The 14,193-nt window shown below is 71.7% G+C and carries 17 protein-coding genes; 8 read left to right on the top strand and 9 right to left on the bottom strand.

Annotation, left to right across the window (positions count from 1 at the left end; genetic code table 11):
- Window positions 1-484 precede the first annotated feature (484 nt).
- Window positions 485-1,600 carry an XRE family transcriptional regulator gene (locus OG521_15325; GenBank protein ID WUW22093.1) on the top strand — a complete coding sequence of 372 codons (1,116 nt, stop codon included), beginning with the start codon at window positions 485-487 and terminating at the stop codon, window positions 1,598-1,600.
- Window positions 1,601-1,804: 204 nt separating this feature from the next.
- Window positions 1,805-2,794 (top strand): malate dehydrogenase, encoded by a 990-nt coding sequence (locus OG521_15320; GenBank protein WUW22092.1) that lies wholly within the window; start codon window positions 1,805-1,807, stop codon window positions 2,792-2,794.
- Between the two features lie 130 nt (window positions 2,795-2,924).
- Here OG521_15320 and OG521_15315 read toward each other — a convergent pair whose 3' ends face one another.
- Both OG521_15315 and OG521_15310 read right to left on the bottom strand, forming a co-directional pair.
- Window positions 2,925-3,653 carry an isocitrate lyase/phosphoenolpyruvate mutase family protein gene (locus tag OG521_15315; GenBank protein WUW22091.1) on the bottom strand — a complete coding sequence of 243 codons (729 nt, stop codon included), beginning with the start codon at window positions 3,651-3,653 and terminating at the stop codon, window positions 2,925-2,927.
- Between the two features lie 41 nt (window positions 3,654-3,694).
- Window positions 3,695-4,204, bottom strand: a complete 510-nt coding sequence (locus OG521_15310) for a carboxymuconolactone decarboxylase family protein (protein WUW22090.1) — start codon at window positions 4,202-4,204, stop codon at window positions 3,695-3,697.
- 47 nt (window positions 4,205-4,251) lie between these two features.
- On the opposite strand from OG521_15310, the gene OG521_15305 reads away from it, so the two are divergent.
- Window positions 4,252-5,655, top strand: a complete 1,404-nt coding sequence (locus tag OG521_15305) for a PLP-dependent aminotransferase family protein (protein ID WUW22089.1) — start codon at window positions 4,252-4,254, stop codon at window positions 5,653-5,655.
- A 419-nt stretch (window positions 5,656-6,074) separates the two neighbouring features.
- Here OG521_15305 and OG521_15300 read toward each other — a convergent pair whose 3' ends face one another.
- The 3 genes from OG521_15300 to OG521_15290 are packed head-to-tail and all read right to left on the bottom strand — an operon-like array spanning window position 6,075 to window position 6,711.
- Complete coding sequence (locus OG521_15300; protein WUW22088.1) at window positions 6,075-6,302, bottom strand: hypothetical protein; 228 nt, start codon at window positions 6,300-6,302, stop codon at window positions 6,075-6,077.
- Window positions 6,299-6,475 carry a hypothetical protein gene (locus OG521_15295; protein ID WUW22087.1) on the bottom strand — a complete coding sequence of 59 codons (177 nt, stop codon included), beginning with the start codon at window positions 6,473-6,475 and terminating at the stop codon, window positions 6,299-6,301. The genes OG521_15300 and OG521_15295 overlap by 4 nt, the downstream gene beginning before the upstream one ends.
- Window positions 6,472-6,711: a hypothetical protein gene (locus OG521_15290; protein WUW22086.1), complete on the bottom strand. Its 240-nt coding sequence runs from the start codon at window positions 6,709-6,711 to the stop codon at window positions 6,472-6,474. Before OG521_15290 ends, OG521_15295 begins: the two co-directional genes overlap by 4 nt.
- 106 nt (window positions 6,712-6,817) lie before the next feature.
- Here OG521_15290 and OG521_15285 point away from each other — a divergent pair, with 106 nt between their 5' ends.
- Entirely contained in the window at window positions 6,818-7,654 is an 837-nt protein-coding gene (locus tag OG521_15285; GenBank protein ID WUW22085.1) for a helix-turn-helix transcriptional regulator, read from the top strand.
- Window positions 7,651-7,860, top strand: coding sequence for a DUF397 domain-containing protein (locus OG521_15280; GenBank protein ID WUW22084.1), 210 nt, complete (start codon window positions 7,651-7,653; stop codon window positions 7,858-7,860). Before OG521_15285 ends, OG521_15280 begins: the two co-directional genes overlap by 4 nt.
- Window positions 7,861-7,920: 60 nt before the next feature.
- Here OG521_15280 and OG521_15275 read toward each other — a convergent pair whose 3' ends face one another.
- Window positions 7,921-8,415 carry an NUDIX domain-containing protein gene (locus OG521_15275; protein WUW22083.1) on the bottom strand — a complete coding sequence of 165 codons (495 nt, stop codon included), beginning with the start codon at window positions 8,413-8,415 and terminating at the stop codon, window positions 7,921-7,923.
- 4 nt (window positions 8,416-8,419) lie between these two features.
- Complete coding sequence (locus OG521_15270) at window positions 8,420-9,331, bottom strand: NADP-dependent oxidoreductase (GenBank protein WUW22082.1); 912 nt, start codon at window positions 9,329-9,331, stop codon at window positions 8,420-8,422.
- Window positions 9,332-9,454: 123 nt separating this feature from the next.
- Between OG521_15270 and OG521_15265 the strand changes: the two genes are divergently transcribed.
- Window positions 9,455-9,820: a MerR family transcriptional regulator gene (locus OG521_15265; protein WUW22081.1), complete on the top strand. Its 366-nt coding sequence runs from the start codon at window positions 9,455-9,457 to the stop codon at window positions 9,818-9,820.
- Window positions 9,821-9,908: 88 nt separating this feature from the next.
- Here the strand turns inward: OG521_15265 and OG521_15260 are convergent, their stop codons facing one another.
- Both OG521_15260 and rocD read right to left on the bottom strand, forming a co-directional pair.
- Window positions 9,909-10,772, bottom strand: a complete 864-nt coding sequence (locus OG521_15260; protein WUW26687.1) for a hypothetical protein — start codon at window positions 10,770-10,772, stop codon at window positions 9,909-9,911.
- Between the two features lie 118 nt (window positions 10,773-10,890).
- Complete coding sequence (gene rocD / locus OG521_15255) at window positions 10,891-12,096, bottom strand: ornithine--oxo-acid transaminase (protein WUW22080.1); 1,206 nt, start codon at window positions 12,094-12,096, stop codon at window positions 10,891-10,893.
- A 350-nt stretch (window positions 12,097-12,446) separates the two neighbouring features.
- Here rocD and trpS point away from each other — a divergent pair, with 350 nt between their 5' ends.
- Window positions 12,447-13,460: a tryptophan--tRNA ligase gene (gene trpS, locus OG521_15250; GenBank protein ID WUW22079.1), complete on the top strand. Its 1,014-nt coding sequence runs from the start codon at window positions 12,447-12,449 to the stop codon at window positions 13,458-13,460.
- A gap of 106 nt (window positions 13,461-13,566) precedes the next feature.
- Entirely contained in the window at window positions 13,567-14,157 is a 591-nt protein-coding gene (locus OG521_15245; protein WUW22078.1) for a 2'-5' RNA ligase family protein, read from the top strand.
- Window positions 14,158-14,193: the final 36 nt, after the last annotated feature.

Below are 14,193 nucleotides of genomic sequence, written 5' to 3'. Positions count from 1 at the left end.
GAAGGGACGGACACCGAGGGCGGGGCGCACCGGAGCCGAAAAGCCCCGAAGAGCTCCGAAAAGCTCCGGTAAGCGGCGACTTGAGCGGCCTTGCCCCGTCCTGAGTCCAGCCTTGTGGACGGCGTTCCCCGGTACAAGGGATGACTGTGGCCTGTGGCACGGAAGTGACCATTCCGCCACGGTGTGATCAACGGGCAACGATGGCAGACTGGCCCGGCAGCCACGGGTGGGGGCGCGCGAACGTGCGCTCGGACGCCTGAATGCCACCGTGCGCTCTCTCTCCAGGAACTGTCAGTCTGCGTTTGCGCATCTACCTGGGTAGTCCGGAACGGAAGACCACCGGTCCGGACAGGGGGCAGGAGCATGCGCGGCGCGTCGGACGCGTCCTGGGGCAGCGCGGGCTGACTGGAGCGAGCGGGAAACACGCGTGCACAAGCAGCGCGTCACGTCGTAGTCGTAGTCGTAGTGGTTGTAGGGGGAAGTAATGCCTCGTTGGAAGGCACTGCCGGACGAGCTCGACCCGCAGATCCGAGAGTTCGCCGGCCAGCTGCGCAGACTCGTCGACCGCAGCGGCCTGAGCATCGCCGCAGTCGCCGACCGCACGGGCTACAGCAAGACGTCGTGGGAGCGGTATCTGAACGGCCGGCTGCTCGCGCCCCGCGGTGCGATCGTCGCGCTCGCCGAGGTGACCGGCACCAACCAGTCCCATCTCAACACCATGTGGGAGCTCGCGGAACGGGCCTGGAGCCGGGCCGAGATGCGCCACGACATGACGATGGAGGCCATCCGGATCACCCAGGCGCGGGCCGCGCTCGGTGAGACCGGGACCCCGCGGGGCCACGGCCGGAGCCGTCCCTCGGGCGCCGTCGGCACGGCGGGGGGAGCGGTGGCGGACCAGGCGCCGGGCGAGGGCCGTACACCGTCCGTACCGGTCCAGCGCGGATCCCTGCCGCGGATGCCGCAGCAGCCGCAGTCGCACGCCGGGCCGGACGCCGCCCCGGGCCACGGACTGCCGCCCGCCGTGGCCTTCGCCGCGGGCATCGGCGGCCATCAGCCGCCGCCCGCACCTCGCGACGGCGGCAAGGGCGGGGCCGGGGGCAACCGCAAACCGGCCGTGATCGCGGCGGCCGTCGTGGGCGTCCTGCTCGTCGTCACCGGCGTCGTCCTGCTGATGAATGCGGGCGGCGACACCAAGGGCGACGCAGCAGGGCCCACGCCCTCGCCGACACCGACGACCAGCGCGCCCAGGCTTCCCGACGGCGTGAAGTGCAGCGGCGCCGACTGCGTGGGGCAGGACCCCGAGGACATGGGCTGCGGCGGCGAGTACGCCCGCACGCTCTCCAGCGCCACCGTCGGCGGCAGCGTCATAGAGGTGCGCTACAGCAAGACCTGCGCGGCGGCCTGGGCGCGGATAACGAAGGCCGCGGCCGGCGACACCGTGGAGATCACCGCCGGCACGGCGGCCGGGCAGAACGGCACGGTCGGCGCGGCCGCGGAGGCGTACACGCCGATGGTCGCGGTGAAGCGGACCGCCGACGTCCAGGCGTGCGCCACGCTCGCCTCCGGTACGCAGGGATGCACGGCCGAACAGGCCGGCTGAGGGCACGGGTGCGGACGCGGGCCCGCACCCGGGGCCGGGTGCGCGGGGAGTGACCGGTTGTGTGCGGTGCCACAGGGGGGCGGGCGGCCGCCGGGTTCCGGGTCGGATAGCCTGACCGACGGATATCTCTTCACATCAAGATTCAGGGATGTCCAGCACCAGGGGCCAGGAGCCCCCACCGCCAGCTGTCTAACGGAGATCGCCATGACCCGCACTCCCGTGAATGTCACCGTGACCGGCGCAGCCGGCCAGATCGGCTACGCGCTGCTCTTCCGCATCGCCTCCGGCCACCTGCTCGGCCCGGACGTGCCGGTCAACCTGCGTCTCCTGGAGATCCCGCAGGGGCTGAAGGCCGCCGAGGGCACCGCGATGGAGCTCGACGACTGCGCCTTCCCGCTGCTGCGCAACATCGAGATCACCGACGACGCCAACGTCGGCTTCGCCGGTGCCAACGTCGCCCTGCTCGTCGGCGCCCGCCCGCGCACCAAGGGCATGGAGCGCGGCGACCTGCTCTCCGCCAACGGCGGCATCTTCAAGCCGCAGGGCAAGGCGATCAACGACAACGCCGCGGACGACATCAAGGTCCTCGTCGTCGGCAACCCGGCCAACACCAACGCGCTCATCGCGCAGGCCGCCGCCCCGGACGTACCGGCCGAGCGCTTCACCGCGATGACCCGCCTCGACCACAACCGCGCGATCTCGCAGCTGGCCGCCAAGACCGGTGCCGCCGTCTCCGACATCAAGAAGCTGACGATCTGGGGCAACCACTCGGCCACCCAGTACCCGGACATCTTCCACGCGGAGATCGCCGGCAAGAACGCCGCCGAGCTCGTCAACGACGAGGCCTGGCTGGCCGACACCTTCATCCCGACCGTCGCCAAGCGCGGCGCCGCGATCATCGAGGCCCGTGGCGCGTCCTCCGCCGCCTCGGCCGCGAACGCCGCGATCGACCACGTGCACACCTGGGTCAACGGCACCGCCGCGGGCGACTGGACCTCGATGGGCATCCCGTCGGACGGCTCCTACGGCGTCCCCGAGGGCATCATCTCGTCGTTCCCGGTCACCACGGAGAACGGCACGTACAAGATCGTCCAGGGCCTGGACATCAACGAGTTCTCCCGTGCGCGCATCGACGCGTCGGTGAAGGAGCTCACCGAGGAGCGCGACGCGGTCCGCGAGCTCGGCCTGATCTGATCCACCGGCCGTCCACCGCCCGTTCGCGGGCATGGCGGTCACGCCGGACGCCCCCGACCGCAGCCGAGTGCTGCGGTCGGGGGCGTCCGCGTTCTCCGAGCGGGTGCGTGCGTACGGGCCGGGCGCGGGCTCAGGCCTTGCGCAGCTCGTCCGCGAACCCGCGGACGGCGGCCATGGCCCGGCGCTGGAGTCCGGGGCCGAAGGTGATCCGGGCGGCGCCCAGCTCCCCGAGCCGGCGCGGGCCCGGACCGTCCGGCCGGGAGAGCGCGTTGAGCGGTACGGTCACCGCGGCGGCCAGCCGGGGGAGCGACTCGGCCGGGGCGCCGATCGGGTAGACGCAGTCCGCGCCGGCGGCCACGTACAGCCGCGCGCGGCGCACGGTCTCCGCCTCCTGGTCCGTACCGGCCGGGACGCCGCGGACGTAGGTGTCGACGCGCGCGTTGACGAAGAGCGCGTCCCCGGCGACCGAGCGCACCTCCGCCAGCCGGTCCGCCTGCCGCTCCGGTTCCATCAGGACGCCGTCCGCCGAGTCCTCCAGGTTGCAGCCGACCGCCCCGGTGTCGAGCAGCCGCTCCACCAGTTCCCGCGGCGCCAGCCCGTACCCCGCCTCGATGTCCGCCGACACGGGGACGGGGACCGCACGGGCGATCCGAGCCACCGCCGCGAACATCTCGTCGGCGGGCGTCTCCCCGTCCTCGTACCCGAGCGAGGCGGCGACGCCCGCGCTCGGTGTGGCCAGGGCCGGGAACCCCGCGTCCGCGAAGACGCGGGCGCTCGCGGCGTCCCAGGGGCCGGGCAGGACCAACGGGTCACCCGGGGTGCGGCCCCGGTGCAGGGCGCGCAGTTCGGACGCGGTCATCGCGGGGGCTCCAGACGGGGGAGGGGCGGGGGATGTGCCGGTCAGCTGTGGTCGCCCGGCGTGTAGTGGCCGGGGACCATCCGGGTGGACACGGCGAACCGGTTCCAGGCGTTGATCGTGATGATCGCGGCGATGAGGTGGGCGAGCTCCGTCTCGTCGAAGTGCTTCGCGGCCTTCGCGTACACCTCGTCCGGCACGAATCCGTCGGTCAGGACGGTCACCGCCTCGGTGAGCTCGATCGCCGCGATCTCCTTCGGCGTGTAGAAGTGCTGCGACTCCTCCCACGCGCTGAGCTGCACGATCCGCTCGATGGACTCGCCCGCGGCGAGGGCGTCCTTGGTGTGCATGTCGAGGCAGAACGCGCAGTGGTTGAGCTGCGAGGACCGGATCTTGACCAGTTCGGCCACGACCGGGTCGAGCCCCTTGCGGGACGCGGCCTCCAGACGGGCCATCGCCTTGTAGACGTCGGGGGCGTGCTCGGCCCACTGCATGCGGGGGGCGTGCTCGGGGACGAGGTCGGAGGTCGCGTGGTGGTGCGTGTTCGTGGTCATGCATACGAAGCTACGCGGTGAGTGGCGTACCGGTATGGTCCATTTCCATGACGGATCCCTGGGCCACTTTCGGTGCCGACCTGCACATCGACCCGACCGGCGCAACCGGACTGCGGGCCGGGCTCATGGAGGCCCTGCGCGAGGCGGCGAGGACGGGGCGGCTGGCACCCGGGACCCGGCTGCCGTCGTCGCGCACGCTCGCGGCCGACCTCGGCATCGCCCGCAACACGGTCGCCGACGCCTACGCGGAACTGGTCGCCGAGGGCTGGCTCACCGCCCGGCAGGGCTCCGGCACCCGGGTGGCGCAGCGGGCCGAGCCGCGCGCGTCCGCCACCAGGACGCCGCGATCCCGCCCGCCCCGCCCCAGCCCCGCCTACAGCCTGATGCCCGGCTCGCCCGACCTGGCGACGTTCCCCCGCGCCGAATGGCTGAAGGCGGCCCGCCGCGCCCTCACCCGCGCGCCCAACGACGCCTTCGGCTACGGCGATCCGCGGGGCCGCATCGAGCTGCGCACCGTCCTCGCCGACTACCTGGCACGGGCCCGCGGGGTGTACGCGGACCCCGACCGCATCGTGGTCTGCGCAGGCTTCGTCCACGCGCTGAGGATGATGGGGAAGGTGCTGCGGGAGCGCCGCGTGCGGGAGGTGGCGGTCGAGTCGTACGGACTGCCCCAGCACGCGGGCCTGCTCACCGACGCCGGGCTGCGCATCCCCTGCCTGCCGCTCGACGAACTCGGCTCCAGGACCGGCGAACTGGGCGGGAAGGGGAGCGCGGGCGCGGTGCTGCTCACGCCCGCCCACCAGTTCCCGACCGGGGTACCGCTCCATCCGGACCGGCGGGCCGCCGCGGTCGACTGGGCGCGGAGCACCGGCGGGCTGATCCTGGAGGACGACTACGACGGCGAGTTCCGCTACGACCGTCAGCCGGTGGGCGCCCTCCAGGGCCTCGACCCCGAACGCGTCGTGTACCTGGGCACGGCCAGCAAGTCCCTGGCACCGGGCCTGCGGATGGGGTGGATGGTGGTGCCGCGGTCACTGGTGGGCGAGGTGACCGCCGCCAAGGGCTGGAGCGACTGGGCGTCGAGCGCGCTGGACCAGCTGACACTGGCGGAGTTCATCGCCTCCGGCGCGTACGACCGTCATGTGCGCTCCATGCGCCTGCGCTACCGCAACCGCCGCGACCAGCTCGTCGCGGCACTGGCGGAGAGGGCCCCCTCTCTCCGCGTCACCGGAATCGCCGCCGGGCTGCACGCCGTGCTCGAACTCCCGGAGGGCAGCGAGGCCGAGGTGGTCCGCTCGGCGGCCTGGCAGGGGCTCGCGGTGCAGGGCCTGTCCGCCTTCCGGCACCCGGACGCCGAGGCGCGACGCGAGGCACTGGTCATCGGCTACGGAACCCCGACCGACAGCGCCTGGGCGGGCACGCTGGACGCGCTCGTACGAGTGCTGCCCTGAGGCGAGGTGCGCGGGGGCGCCGACCGGCGCCATCGGTGCCCGCTCCGAGGCGGCAACCGGACTCGACCGGACGCGCCGCACGGCGAGCGTCACCAGCAGCCCCGCGACGGGATCGACCACGGTGAACGCGTCGGGGCACCCGGATTCCAGCCGCCCCATCGCCTCGTCCTGCTGCGCGTGGTCCTCGGCCCAGTCCCACAGCCCGTCCAGCACGGTGCGGCTCCTCAGGACGGCCGACCGCACGTCGGGCCGCCCAAGATGCCCCGAGCCGGACGGAGCGCCGGTCCCCTCCGCGAGCCGAAACGCCTCCCGCCGCAGCCACCGGAGGGCGAGCCGGCGATTGCGCACCACGACCTCGCCCAGCGACACGGCACGCTGCCCGTCGGTCACGGTGATCTCGGCCGCGTAGCCCGTACCGGTCACGTGGCACGCCCCCGGGGACCGTCCACGCCCTTCAACGCCGCGGCCACCGCTTCGACGGCGGCCGCGAGCGCCTCAAGCCCGGCCGCCTCGGCCGCGCACTCGCTGACGCGCCGCTCGATCGCGAGGTCCAGCGCGGCGAGGAACCGGGCGCGGGACTCCGGGTCCGGGCCGACGCGATGCCATGCCGGGGGCGGCTCGCTCGCCCCGCCGGAGACGCGCTTCACGACTGCTCTCCTTGCTCTCCGTGCGCCGCGTGTTCGGCGTCCAGGTGCCGCCTGTGCAGCACCCGGCAGTCGGTCGCCCTGCTCTCGTCCCTCTCGCTCCGGGCCACGGATGCGGCCAGCTCGAACTCCTGGCAGACCCGGCACCCGGCGGTGCCGGCGCTGTGGGCGGTCATGCCACTTCCCCCCGGCTCCTGGCGTTCTCGTACGCGGTACGGGCGCCGAGCCGCTCGTCACGGGTGGCGGGCCGGACGCACGCGGGGTCGGCTTCCCACTCGGGCCCCCCACCGATGGGCCGCAGCGACCAGTACGGGCCGGCGACGCCCCGGAACTCCCCGACGCGGTCGTCATGGCCGCTGTCCACCATGAGCGTCCCGGCGGGCGGGAGTTGGACGCGGTTCTGCTCATGCATGACCGCACCTCTCTGTAGTCATTTCACTACCAAGGGCGTTCAGCGTGGCCTAGGGTCGGGAGCTGTTCAACGTGTCAGTCATGAACGGAAGACTGGTGATGTCGACTTGAACCGCAAGGACTTGGACCCAGAGAGCAGCCCGCAAGCTGCCTTCGGGGCGCGTATCCGCCGTTCACGTGAGGCTCGCGCGTGGAAACAGGAAGAGCTGGGCGAACGGATGGGGTACTCCGGCACGCACATCTCGGCCGTGGAAGTTGGTCGCAAGATGCCAACTCTCCGCTTTTCGCGCAGTGCGGATCGCGTTTTCGACACTGGAGAAACCGCTGACACGTTCGAGCGCCAGTGGCGCGAGATCCGACACGGATCGCTTCTGGAGGGCTTCCCGCAGTACGTCGGCCATGAGAGCCGGGCCGTGGAGATCCGGCTCTACAACATTGGGATCATTCCGGGGCTGTTGCAGACGCCGGAGTACGCAAGGGTGTTGGCGGACAGCGCTGTGCGGCGAGGTGCCATCACTCCCGAACAGGCCGAGGAACGCGTCTCGTTCTTGGCAGAGCGGCAAGCGGCGCTGGTGCGGCCCCGTCCCCCCATGGTGTTCGTCACCCTGGACGAGAGCTGCATCCGCCGGCCTATTGGCGGGGCTGCCGTGATGGACGCTCAGTTAGCGCGTCTCGTCGAGTTCGCCGGACTGCCGAACACGCTGCTCCAGGTGGCACCGTACGAGATTGGCGAGCGCCGCACGTTTGACCTGCCCGTCAATCTGCTGACGCTGTCGGATCGGTCCGTGCTCTGTTACGCGGAGTCTCAGGCTCAGGGACACCTGGACCGGGAAAGCGCCTCTGTGGTGCCCATGTTGACGGCCTACCATCAACTACAAGGCGAAGCGATGTCACAAGCGGCATCCGTGGCCATGATCAGTGAGTTGCGAAAGGGCATCCCGTGACGACCGAATCCCCCCGCTGGTTCAAGTCCTCGTACAGCAACAACGGCGGCGACTGCATCGAGGTCGCCACGAACCTCGTCGCCGTGCACGGCGTCATCCCGGTCCGTGACTCCAAGGTCCCGGCCGGTCCGGTTCTGAGCATCCCCGCCGCCTCGTTCGCCTGCTTCGTGGCAGGCGTCAAGGGTGGCGAGTTCGACGCTGCCTGAGGGCGCATGAGAAGCCCCACCGCCGGGACGCGGCAGTGGGGCGGTCGGCCGGCGGTGTGCTCAGCCGTCCACGGGGATCGGCCGGTTCGGCGGGCCGTCGTTCAGCAACGACGCCAATAGTTCCGGCAGCTCGGCCGGCCGCAGCACATCGGAGGTCGCGGCCAGTTCCGCCACGGTCCACCAGCGGTGCCCGGTGATCGCGGCCTTCTCGATCTCCTCGAAAGCCGAGGTGTCGACCTGGAACGCAGGCGTCCGGGCCATGTAGTAGCGCTGGCGAACCTCATGGGTGACGCCGTCCCGGACCGCTGTCCACGGACGCCCTCGCCAGATCTCGGGCCCCAGCGAGAGGTTCGTCAGCCCGGTCTCTTCCCGCAACTCCCGCAGGGCTGCCTGCTCGTGGCTCTCGCCCGGCTCAAGTCCGCCTCCAGGGGTGAACCACCGGACGGTGCCGTCCTCCTTGTTCAGGGCGGAGAACAGCAGTACCCGACCGGTGTCGTCCAGCAACACCACGCGCGCGCCCGGGCGCGGCACCAGGCTCCCCTCAGGTTTCGTCACCCCGTCAGATTAGAACGGAGATGACGATCTTGCCGCGGGTGCGGCCGCGCTCGGCGTGGGCGTGGGCGTCGGCGATCTTCTCCATTGGGTAGCTCTGCTCGATGCGGGGTGTGTAGCGGCCCTGCCGGCCCAGTTCGGCCGCTGCGGACAGCAGGGCCGAGTCGTTCTCGGCGTTGACCACGTGCGTGCCCAGGCGCTCCCCGCGCGCGTGGTCGGCGACCGTCGCGACGCGCGTCGGGTCGCCCGCGATCGCGACGAGGTCGTCCAGGGAGCCGGAGGCCGCGGTGTCGAGGACGATGTCGATGCCGTGCGGCGCCGGCGCGGCGAGGCGCTGCGCGAGGCCCGGGCCGTACGTCGTGGGCGTGGCGCCGAGCGAGGCGAGGAACTCGTGGTTGCGCTCGCTCGCCGTCCCGATCACGGTGGCGCCCTGCGCCACGGCGATCTCGACGGCGGCACTGCCCACCCCTCCGGCCGCCCCCTCGACGAGCAGGGTGCGCCCCGCGAGAGGGCCGAGCGCGTTCAGCCCGCCCATCGCGGTCGCCGAAGCGAGACCGGCGGCCGCGGCCTGCTCGTCGCTCCACTCGGCGGGGGCGGGGGCCCAGGCCGAGAGAACGACCAGCTCGGCGGTGGCCCCGGTGACACCACCCAGCCCGAAGACACGGTCACCGGCGCTCACCCCCGTCACACCGGCACCGACCTCGTCGACCACGCCGACGGCGTCCCGCCCGGGAACGGCGGGCAGCTCCACCGGAAGGAACTGGTGCAGAGCGCCGGAGCGCAGCTTCCAGTCGATGGGATTGACGCTGGCCGCCGCGACGCGAATACGGATCTCGCCAGGTCCGGGACGAGGGTCGGGCGCCTGCTCGATCACCAGGTTGTCCACGCCGCCGTACTCGTGGAAGCGAGCTGCACGCATAGTGTCCTGCCTTACCTTTATGGGCCGAAATGACGTGTTCATTCGACGCCCGCTACTCTAGAACCTGACGTTGACGTGAGGTGCAAATCGGCAAGCCGGAACTCTCCGGCCGGAGGAGGACAGGTGCGGATCGGTGAGGTCGCCGAGCGAGCGGGGGTGAGCGTGCGAGCCCTGCGCTACTACGAGGAACAGCATCTGCTCCCCGCTGACCGCAGCGCCGGCGGCCAGCGGCAGTACCCCGAATCAGCCGTCGCCCGCGTCAGGCTGATCCAGCAGCTGTACGCCGCGGGCCTGGCAAGCACCACAGTCCGCGAGGTACTGCCGTGCGTGGACACGGGCGAGGTCCCCCCGGGCCTGCTGGACCGGCTGATGGCCGAACGCGCGCTCATCGGACAGCGGATCACCGACCTGCTGGCGGTGCGCGACCGGCTCGACGACGTCATCGGCGTCGCGCGGAACCCGGACCCCGGCTGCGCTCACGAGCAGTGACCTGAGCCGACGCTCGAAGCTGAGGCTCCCCACGCGGTCTCGTGATCGTCATTGCGCCATGGCCCGTATCGCCGGAAGCGCCGCTCGCCTACCTCGGGTTCACCGCGGGCGCGTCGCCGCCCGTCGTGACCTCGGCCGGGGCCTCGCCGAACCGGGCCAGGGCCAGCGCACCCGCCACCGCCACCGCGAAGCCGGTGACCGCCAGCCAGCCGAGGCCTTCGCGGGTACGGTCCCCGAGCCAGATGACGCCCACCAGCGCCGGCCCGATCGTCTCGCCCAGGACCATTCCGGCGGTCGCCGTCGTCACCGAGCCGCGTTGCAGCGCCGAGGTGAGCAGCAGGAACGCCGAACCGCCGCCCACCAGCAGCGCGTACGTGGCGGGGTTGGACAGCAGCGCGCCCGGTGACACGTCGTCGATCAGCCGGACGGCGACCTCCACCACCCCGAACCCGCAGCCCGCGCCGAGCCCCAGAACCAGCGCGCGGGCCCGCTCGGGCAGCCGCCCTGCCGCAGTGCCCAGCAGCAGAATGCCGACCGCGATCCCGAGCATCGACCAGCGCAGCGCGTCCGAGCCCGTCAGATGGCCCTCACCGCCGGAGGCGAGGCCCAGCATGCCCAGGCCCGCGCAGACCACGGCGACGGCCGTCCACTCGGTGGAGCTCAGCCGCACCTTGAGCAGGCGGGCGGCGACGACCGCTGTCACGGCGAGACTCGCGGCCAGCGCCGCGCCGACCGCGTAGATGGGCAGCGAGCGCAGGGCGATGATCTGGAGGACGAAGCCGAGGCCGTCGAGAGCGAGCCCGGCGACGTACCGCCACTGCCGCAGGGCCCGCAGCAGCAGCGCCGGATCGACGCCCGCCCCGGCTCCGGGTTCCGCCGCCGCCCGCGCGGCGACGGCCTGAAGGACGGAGGCCGTGCCGAAGCAGACCGCGGAACCGAGCGCGCAGATCATCCCCAGGAGCACACGGGGACTCTACTGGGGCAGGCACGGGCGGGCAGGATCGCCGCCCCCGGCCGACCGCCGTGCGCCGACCGCCGTGCGCCGACCGCCGTGCGCCGGGCGTACGGGCTCAGCCGCGCAGCACCTCTCGCAGCTGCTCCAGTCCCCAGTCCAGGTCCTCCTTGCTGATCACCAGCGGCGGGGCGATCCGGATCGTCGAGCCGTGGGTGTCCTTCACCAGCACCCGCCGGTCCATCAGCTTCTCGGAGATCTCCCGGCCCGTGCCGTGGCCGGGAGCGATGTCGACGCCCGCCCACAGCCCGCGCCCCCGGACCGTGTCCACCGCGCCGCCGCCCACCATCAGCCCCAGCTCCTGGTGGAGGTGGTCGCCCAGCTCGGTCGCCCGCTCCTGGAACTCGCCGGTGCGCAGCATCGCGATGACCTCCAGCGCCACCGCGCACGCCAGCGGATTGCCGCCGAACGTCGAACCGTGCTCCCCGGGGCGGTACACCCCCAGCACCGCCGCCGACGACACCACGGCCGACACCGGCACCACGCCCCCGCCCAGCGCCTTGCCGAGCACGTACATGTCCGGCACGACGTCCTCGTGCTCGCACGCGAAGGTCTTCCCGGTCCGGCCGAGGCCCGACTGGATCTCGTCCGCGATGAACAGCACGTTCCGCTCGCGGGTCAGCTCCCGGACCCCGGGGAGATAGCCGGCAGGCGGGACCAGCACCCCGGCCTCGCCCTGGATCGGCTCGATGAGCACCGCCACGGTGTTCTCGGTCATCGCCTCGCGCAGCGCGGTCAGGTCGCCGTACGGCACGATCTCGAACCCCGGTGTGTACGGGCCGAAGTCCGCGCGGGCCTCGTGGTCCGTGGAGAAGCTGATGATCGTCGTCGTCCGGCCGTGGAAGTTGTCCGAGGCGACGATGATCTTCGCCATGCCGTCCGGGACGCCCTTGACCCGGTAGCCCCACTTGCGCGCGGTCTTCACCGCGGTCTCCACGGCCTCCGCCCCGGTGTTCATCGGCAGCACCATCTCCATGCCGCACAGCTCGGCGAGCTGCGTACAGAAGTCGGCGAAGCGGTCGTGGTGGAAGGCCCGGGAGGTGAGGGTGACCCGCTCCAGCTGCGCCTTGGCCGCGTCGATCAGACGGCGGTTGCCGTGGCCGAAGTTGAGCGCCGAGTAGCCCGCGAGCATGTCGAGGTAGCGCCGCCCCTCGACATCGGTCATCCAGGCCCCTTCCGCCGTCGCGACGACGACGGGCAGCGGATGGTAGTTGTGCGCGCTGTGCGCATCGGCGGAGGCGATGGCGTGTTCCGTGGTCGACACGGGGTCTCCGTTCGTCGTGCGGTTCGGGTTGGTGTGCCCACTTTGTATCGTCGGTCGGATCGCCCACGAGGAAACCTTCACTTCACGGCGCGCCCGCGCTGTCCGCTGGTATGCGGGCACGGCCGCCCTGCCGGGCCGGCTTCCGGCGGCCCCGAGCCCCGCTCGACGGAGCGTGCAGGGTGTTCCTGGTCTCATTTGCGTCGAAACGCGACATTCGTTGGCGAAATGGCGGACCATCGTCAGCGGTGGCACGGCCCTCTCCAGCCCGGCCGCAAGCCCCCTCCCGCGTCCTCACACCTTTCCTACACCGGCGGCCCGCGATCGGTTCCGCACCTGAGACAATGAGTTCCATGGCCTCTGAACGTCCCCGTGTGCTCTCCGGAATCCAGCCCACCGCAGGCTCGTTCCACCTCGGCAACTACCTCGGCGCGGTCCGCCAGTGGGTGGCTCTCCAGGACTCCCACGACGCCTTCTACATGGTGGTCGACCTGCACGCGATCACCGTCCCGCAGGACCCCGCGCAGCTGCGTGCCAACACCCGGCTCGCCGTCGCCCAGCTGCTCGCCGCCGGGGTGGACCCGGAGCGCTGCACGCTCTTCGTCCAGAGCCATGTGCCCGAGCACGCCCAGCTCGGGTGGGTCATGAACTGTCTGGCCGGGTTCGGCGAGGCGTCCCGGATGACGCAGTTCAAGGACAAGTCCGGCAAGCAGGGGGCCGACCGCACCACGGTCGGGCTCTTCACCTACCCGATGCTGATGGTCGCCGACATCCTGCTCTACCAGGCCGACCAGGTCCCGGTGGGCGAGGACCAGCGCCAGCACCTGGAGCTGACCCGTAATCTCGCCGAGCGGTTCAACGGCACCTACGGGGACACCTTCACCGTGCCGGACCCGTACATCCTCAAGGAGACCGGGAAGATCTACGACCTGCAGGACCCGTCCGCGAAGATGAGCAAGTCGACGGCGAACCCCAAGGGTCTGATCAACCTCCTCGACGAGCCGAAGGCGACCGCCAAGAAGGTGAAGAGCGCGGTCACGGACACCGACACCGTGATCCGTTTCGACCCGGCCGAGAAGCCCGGCGTCAGCAATCTGCTGTCCATCTACTCGACCCTCACCGACACGTCCGTCGCCGACCTGGAGCAGAAGTACGAGGGCAAGGGCTACGGTGCGCTGAAGACGGACCTCGCCGAGGTCATGGTCGACTTCGTCACACCGTTCCGCGACCGCACCCAGGAATATCTCGACGACACCGAGACGCTGGACTCCATCCTGGCCAAGGGAGCGGAGAAGGCCCGGGCCGTCGCCGCCGAGACCCTGGCGCGGACCTACGACCGGATGGGTCTTCTGCCCGCCAAGCACTGAGTCCAAGGACCCTGGCGTCAGGACCTCCACAGGCGGCACACTGGCGGCGTAAAGCTTCCGGCCGTCAGTGGCTGAAAACAGACCATCGAGGATTGAGGAGAACGACGTGGGGACCGTAACGCTCGGCGTTTCGATCGCGGTCCCGGAGCCCTACGGCAGCCTGCTCCAAGAGCGGCGCGCGAGCTTCGGGGACCCTGCCGCACACGGCATCCCCACCCACGTCACCCTCCTGCCGCCGACCGAGGCGGCGGCGGCCGACCTGCCCGCGATCGAGGCGCATCTCGCCGCGATCGCGACCGGCGGCCGCCCCTTCCCGATGCGCCTGTCCGGCACCGGCACCTTCCGGCCGCTCTCGCCGGTCGTCTTCGTCCAGGTCGTCGAGGGCGCCTCGGCCTGCTCCTGGCTCCAGAAGCGGGTCCGGGACGCCTCGGGGCCGCTGGTGCGCGAGCTCCAGTTCCCGTACCACCCGCACGTGACCGTGGCGCACGGCATCTCCGAAGCGGCGATGGACCGGGCCTACGCGGAGCTGGGGGACTACGAGGCGTCGTGGACCTGCGGTTCCTTCGCGCTGTACGAGCAGGGCCAGGACAGCGTCTGGCGCAAGATCAACGAGTTCCCGTTCGGGGCGGGCGGCAGCGCCCCCGCCGTCCCCGCCCAGAGCGGCAGCACGGTGGACGCGCCCTCGCTCCGCTCCTGAGCGAAGCACCGCTCCCGAGCGAAGCCTCCACTCCGC

Origin of the sequence: Streptomyces sp. NBC_01463, assembly GCA_036227345.1 — a bacterium.
In the GTDB taxonomy this organism is placed as follows: Bacteria; Actinomycetota; Actinomycetes; order Streptomycetales; family Streptomycetaceae; genus Streptomyces.
This window is presented reverse-complemented; position numbering and strand designations above follow the sequence as displayed.

Bases quoted from the DNA above. Each gene is read 5' to 3' on its own strand.
- OG521_15260 (WUW26687.1), bottom strand. From the start codon at position 10,772: ATGATCTGCGCGCTCGGTTCCGCGGTCTGCTTCGGCACGGCCTCCGTC.
- OG521_15325 (WUW22093.1), top strand. From the start codon at position 485: ATGCCTCGTTGGAAGGCACTGCCGGACGAGCTCGACCCGCAGATCCGA.
- OG521_15270 (WUW22082.1), bottom strand. From the start codon at position 9,331: ATGCGTGCAGCTCGCTTCCACGAGTACGGCGGCGTGGACAACCTGGTG.
- OG521_15295 (WUW22087.1), bottom strand. From the start codon at position 6,475: ATGACCGCCCACAGCGCCGGCACCGCCGGGTGCCGGGTCTGCCAGGAG.
- OG521_15305 (WUW22089.1), top strand. From the start codon at position 4,252: ATGACGGATCCCTGGGCCACTTTCGGTGCCGACCTGCACATCGACCCG.
- OG521_15310 (WUW22090.1), bottom strand. From the start codon at position 4,204: ATGACCACGAACACGCACCACCACGCGACCTCCGACCTCGTCCCCGAG.
- OG521_15290 (WUW22086.1), bottom strand. From the start codon at position 6,711: ATGCATGAGCAGAACCGCGTCCAACTCCCGCCCGCCGGGACGCTCATG.
- OG521_15320 (WUW22092.1), top strand. From the start codon at position 1,805: ATGACCCGCACTCCCGTGAATGTCACCGTGACCGGCGCAGCCGGCCAG.
- OG521_15315 (WUW22091.1), bottom strand. From the start codon at position 3,653: ATGACCGCGTCCGAACTGCGCGCCCTGCACCGGGGCCGCACCCCGGGT.
- trpS (WUW22079.1), top strand. From the start codon at position 12,447: ATGGCCTCTGAACGTCCCCGTGTGCTCTCCGGAATCCAGCCCACCGCA.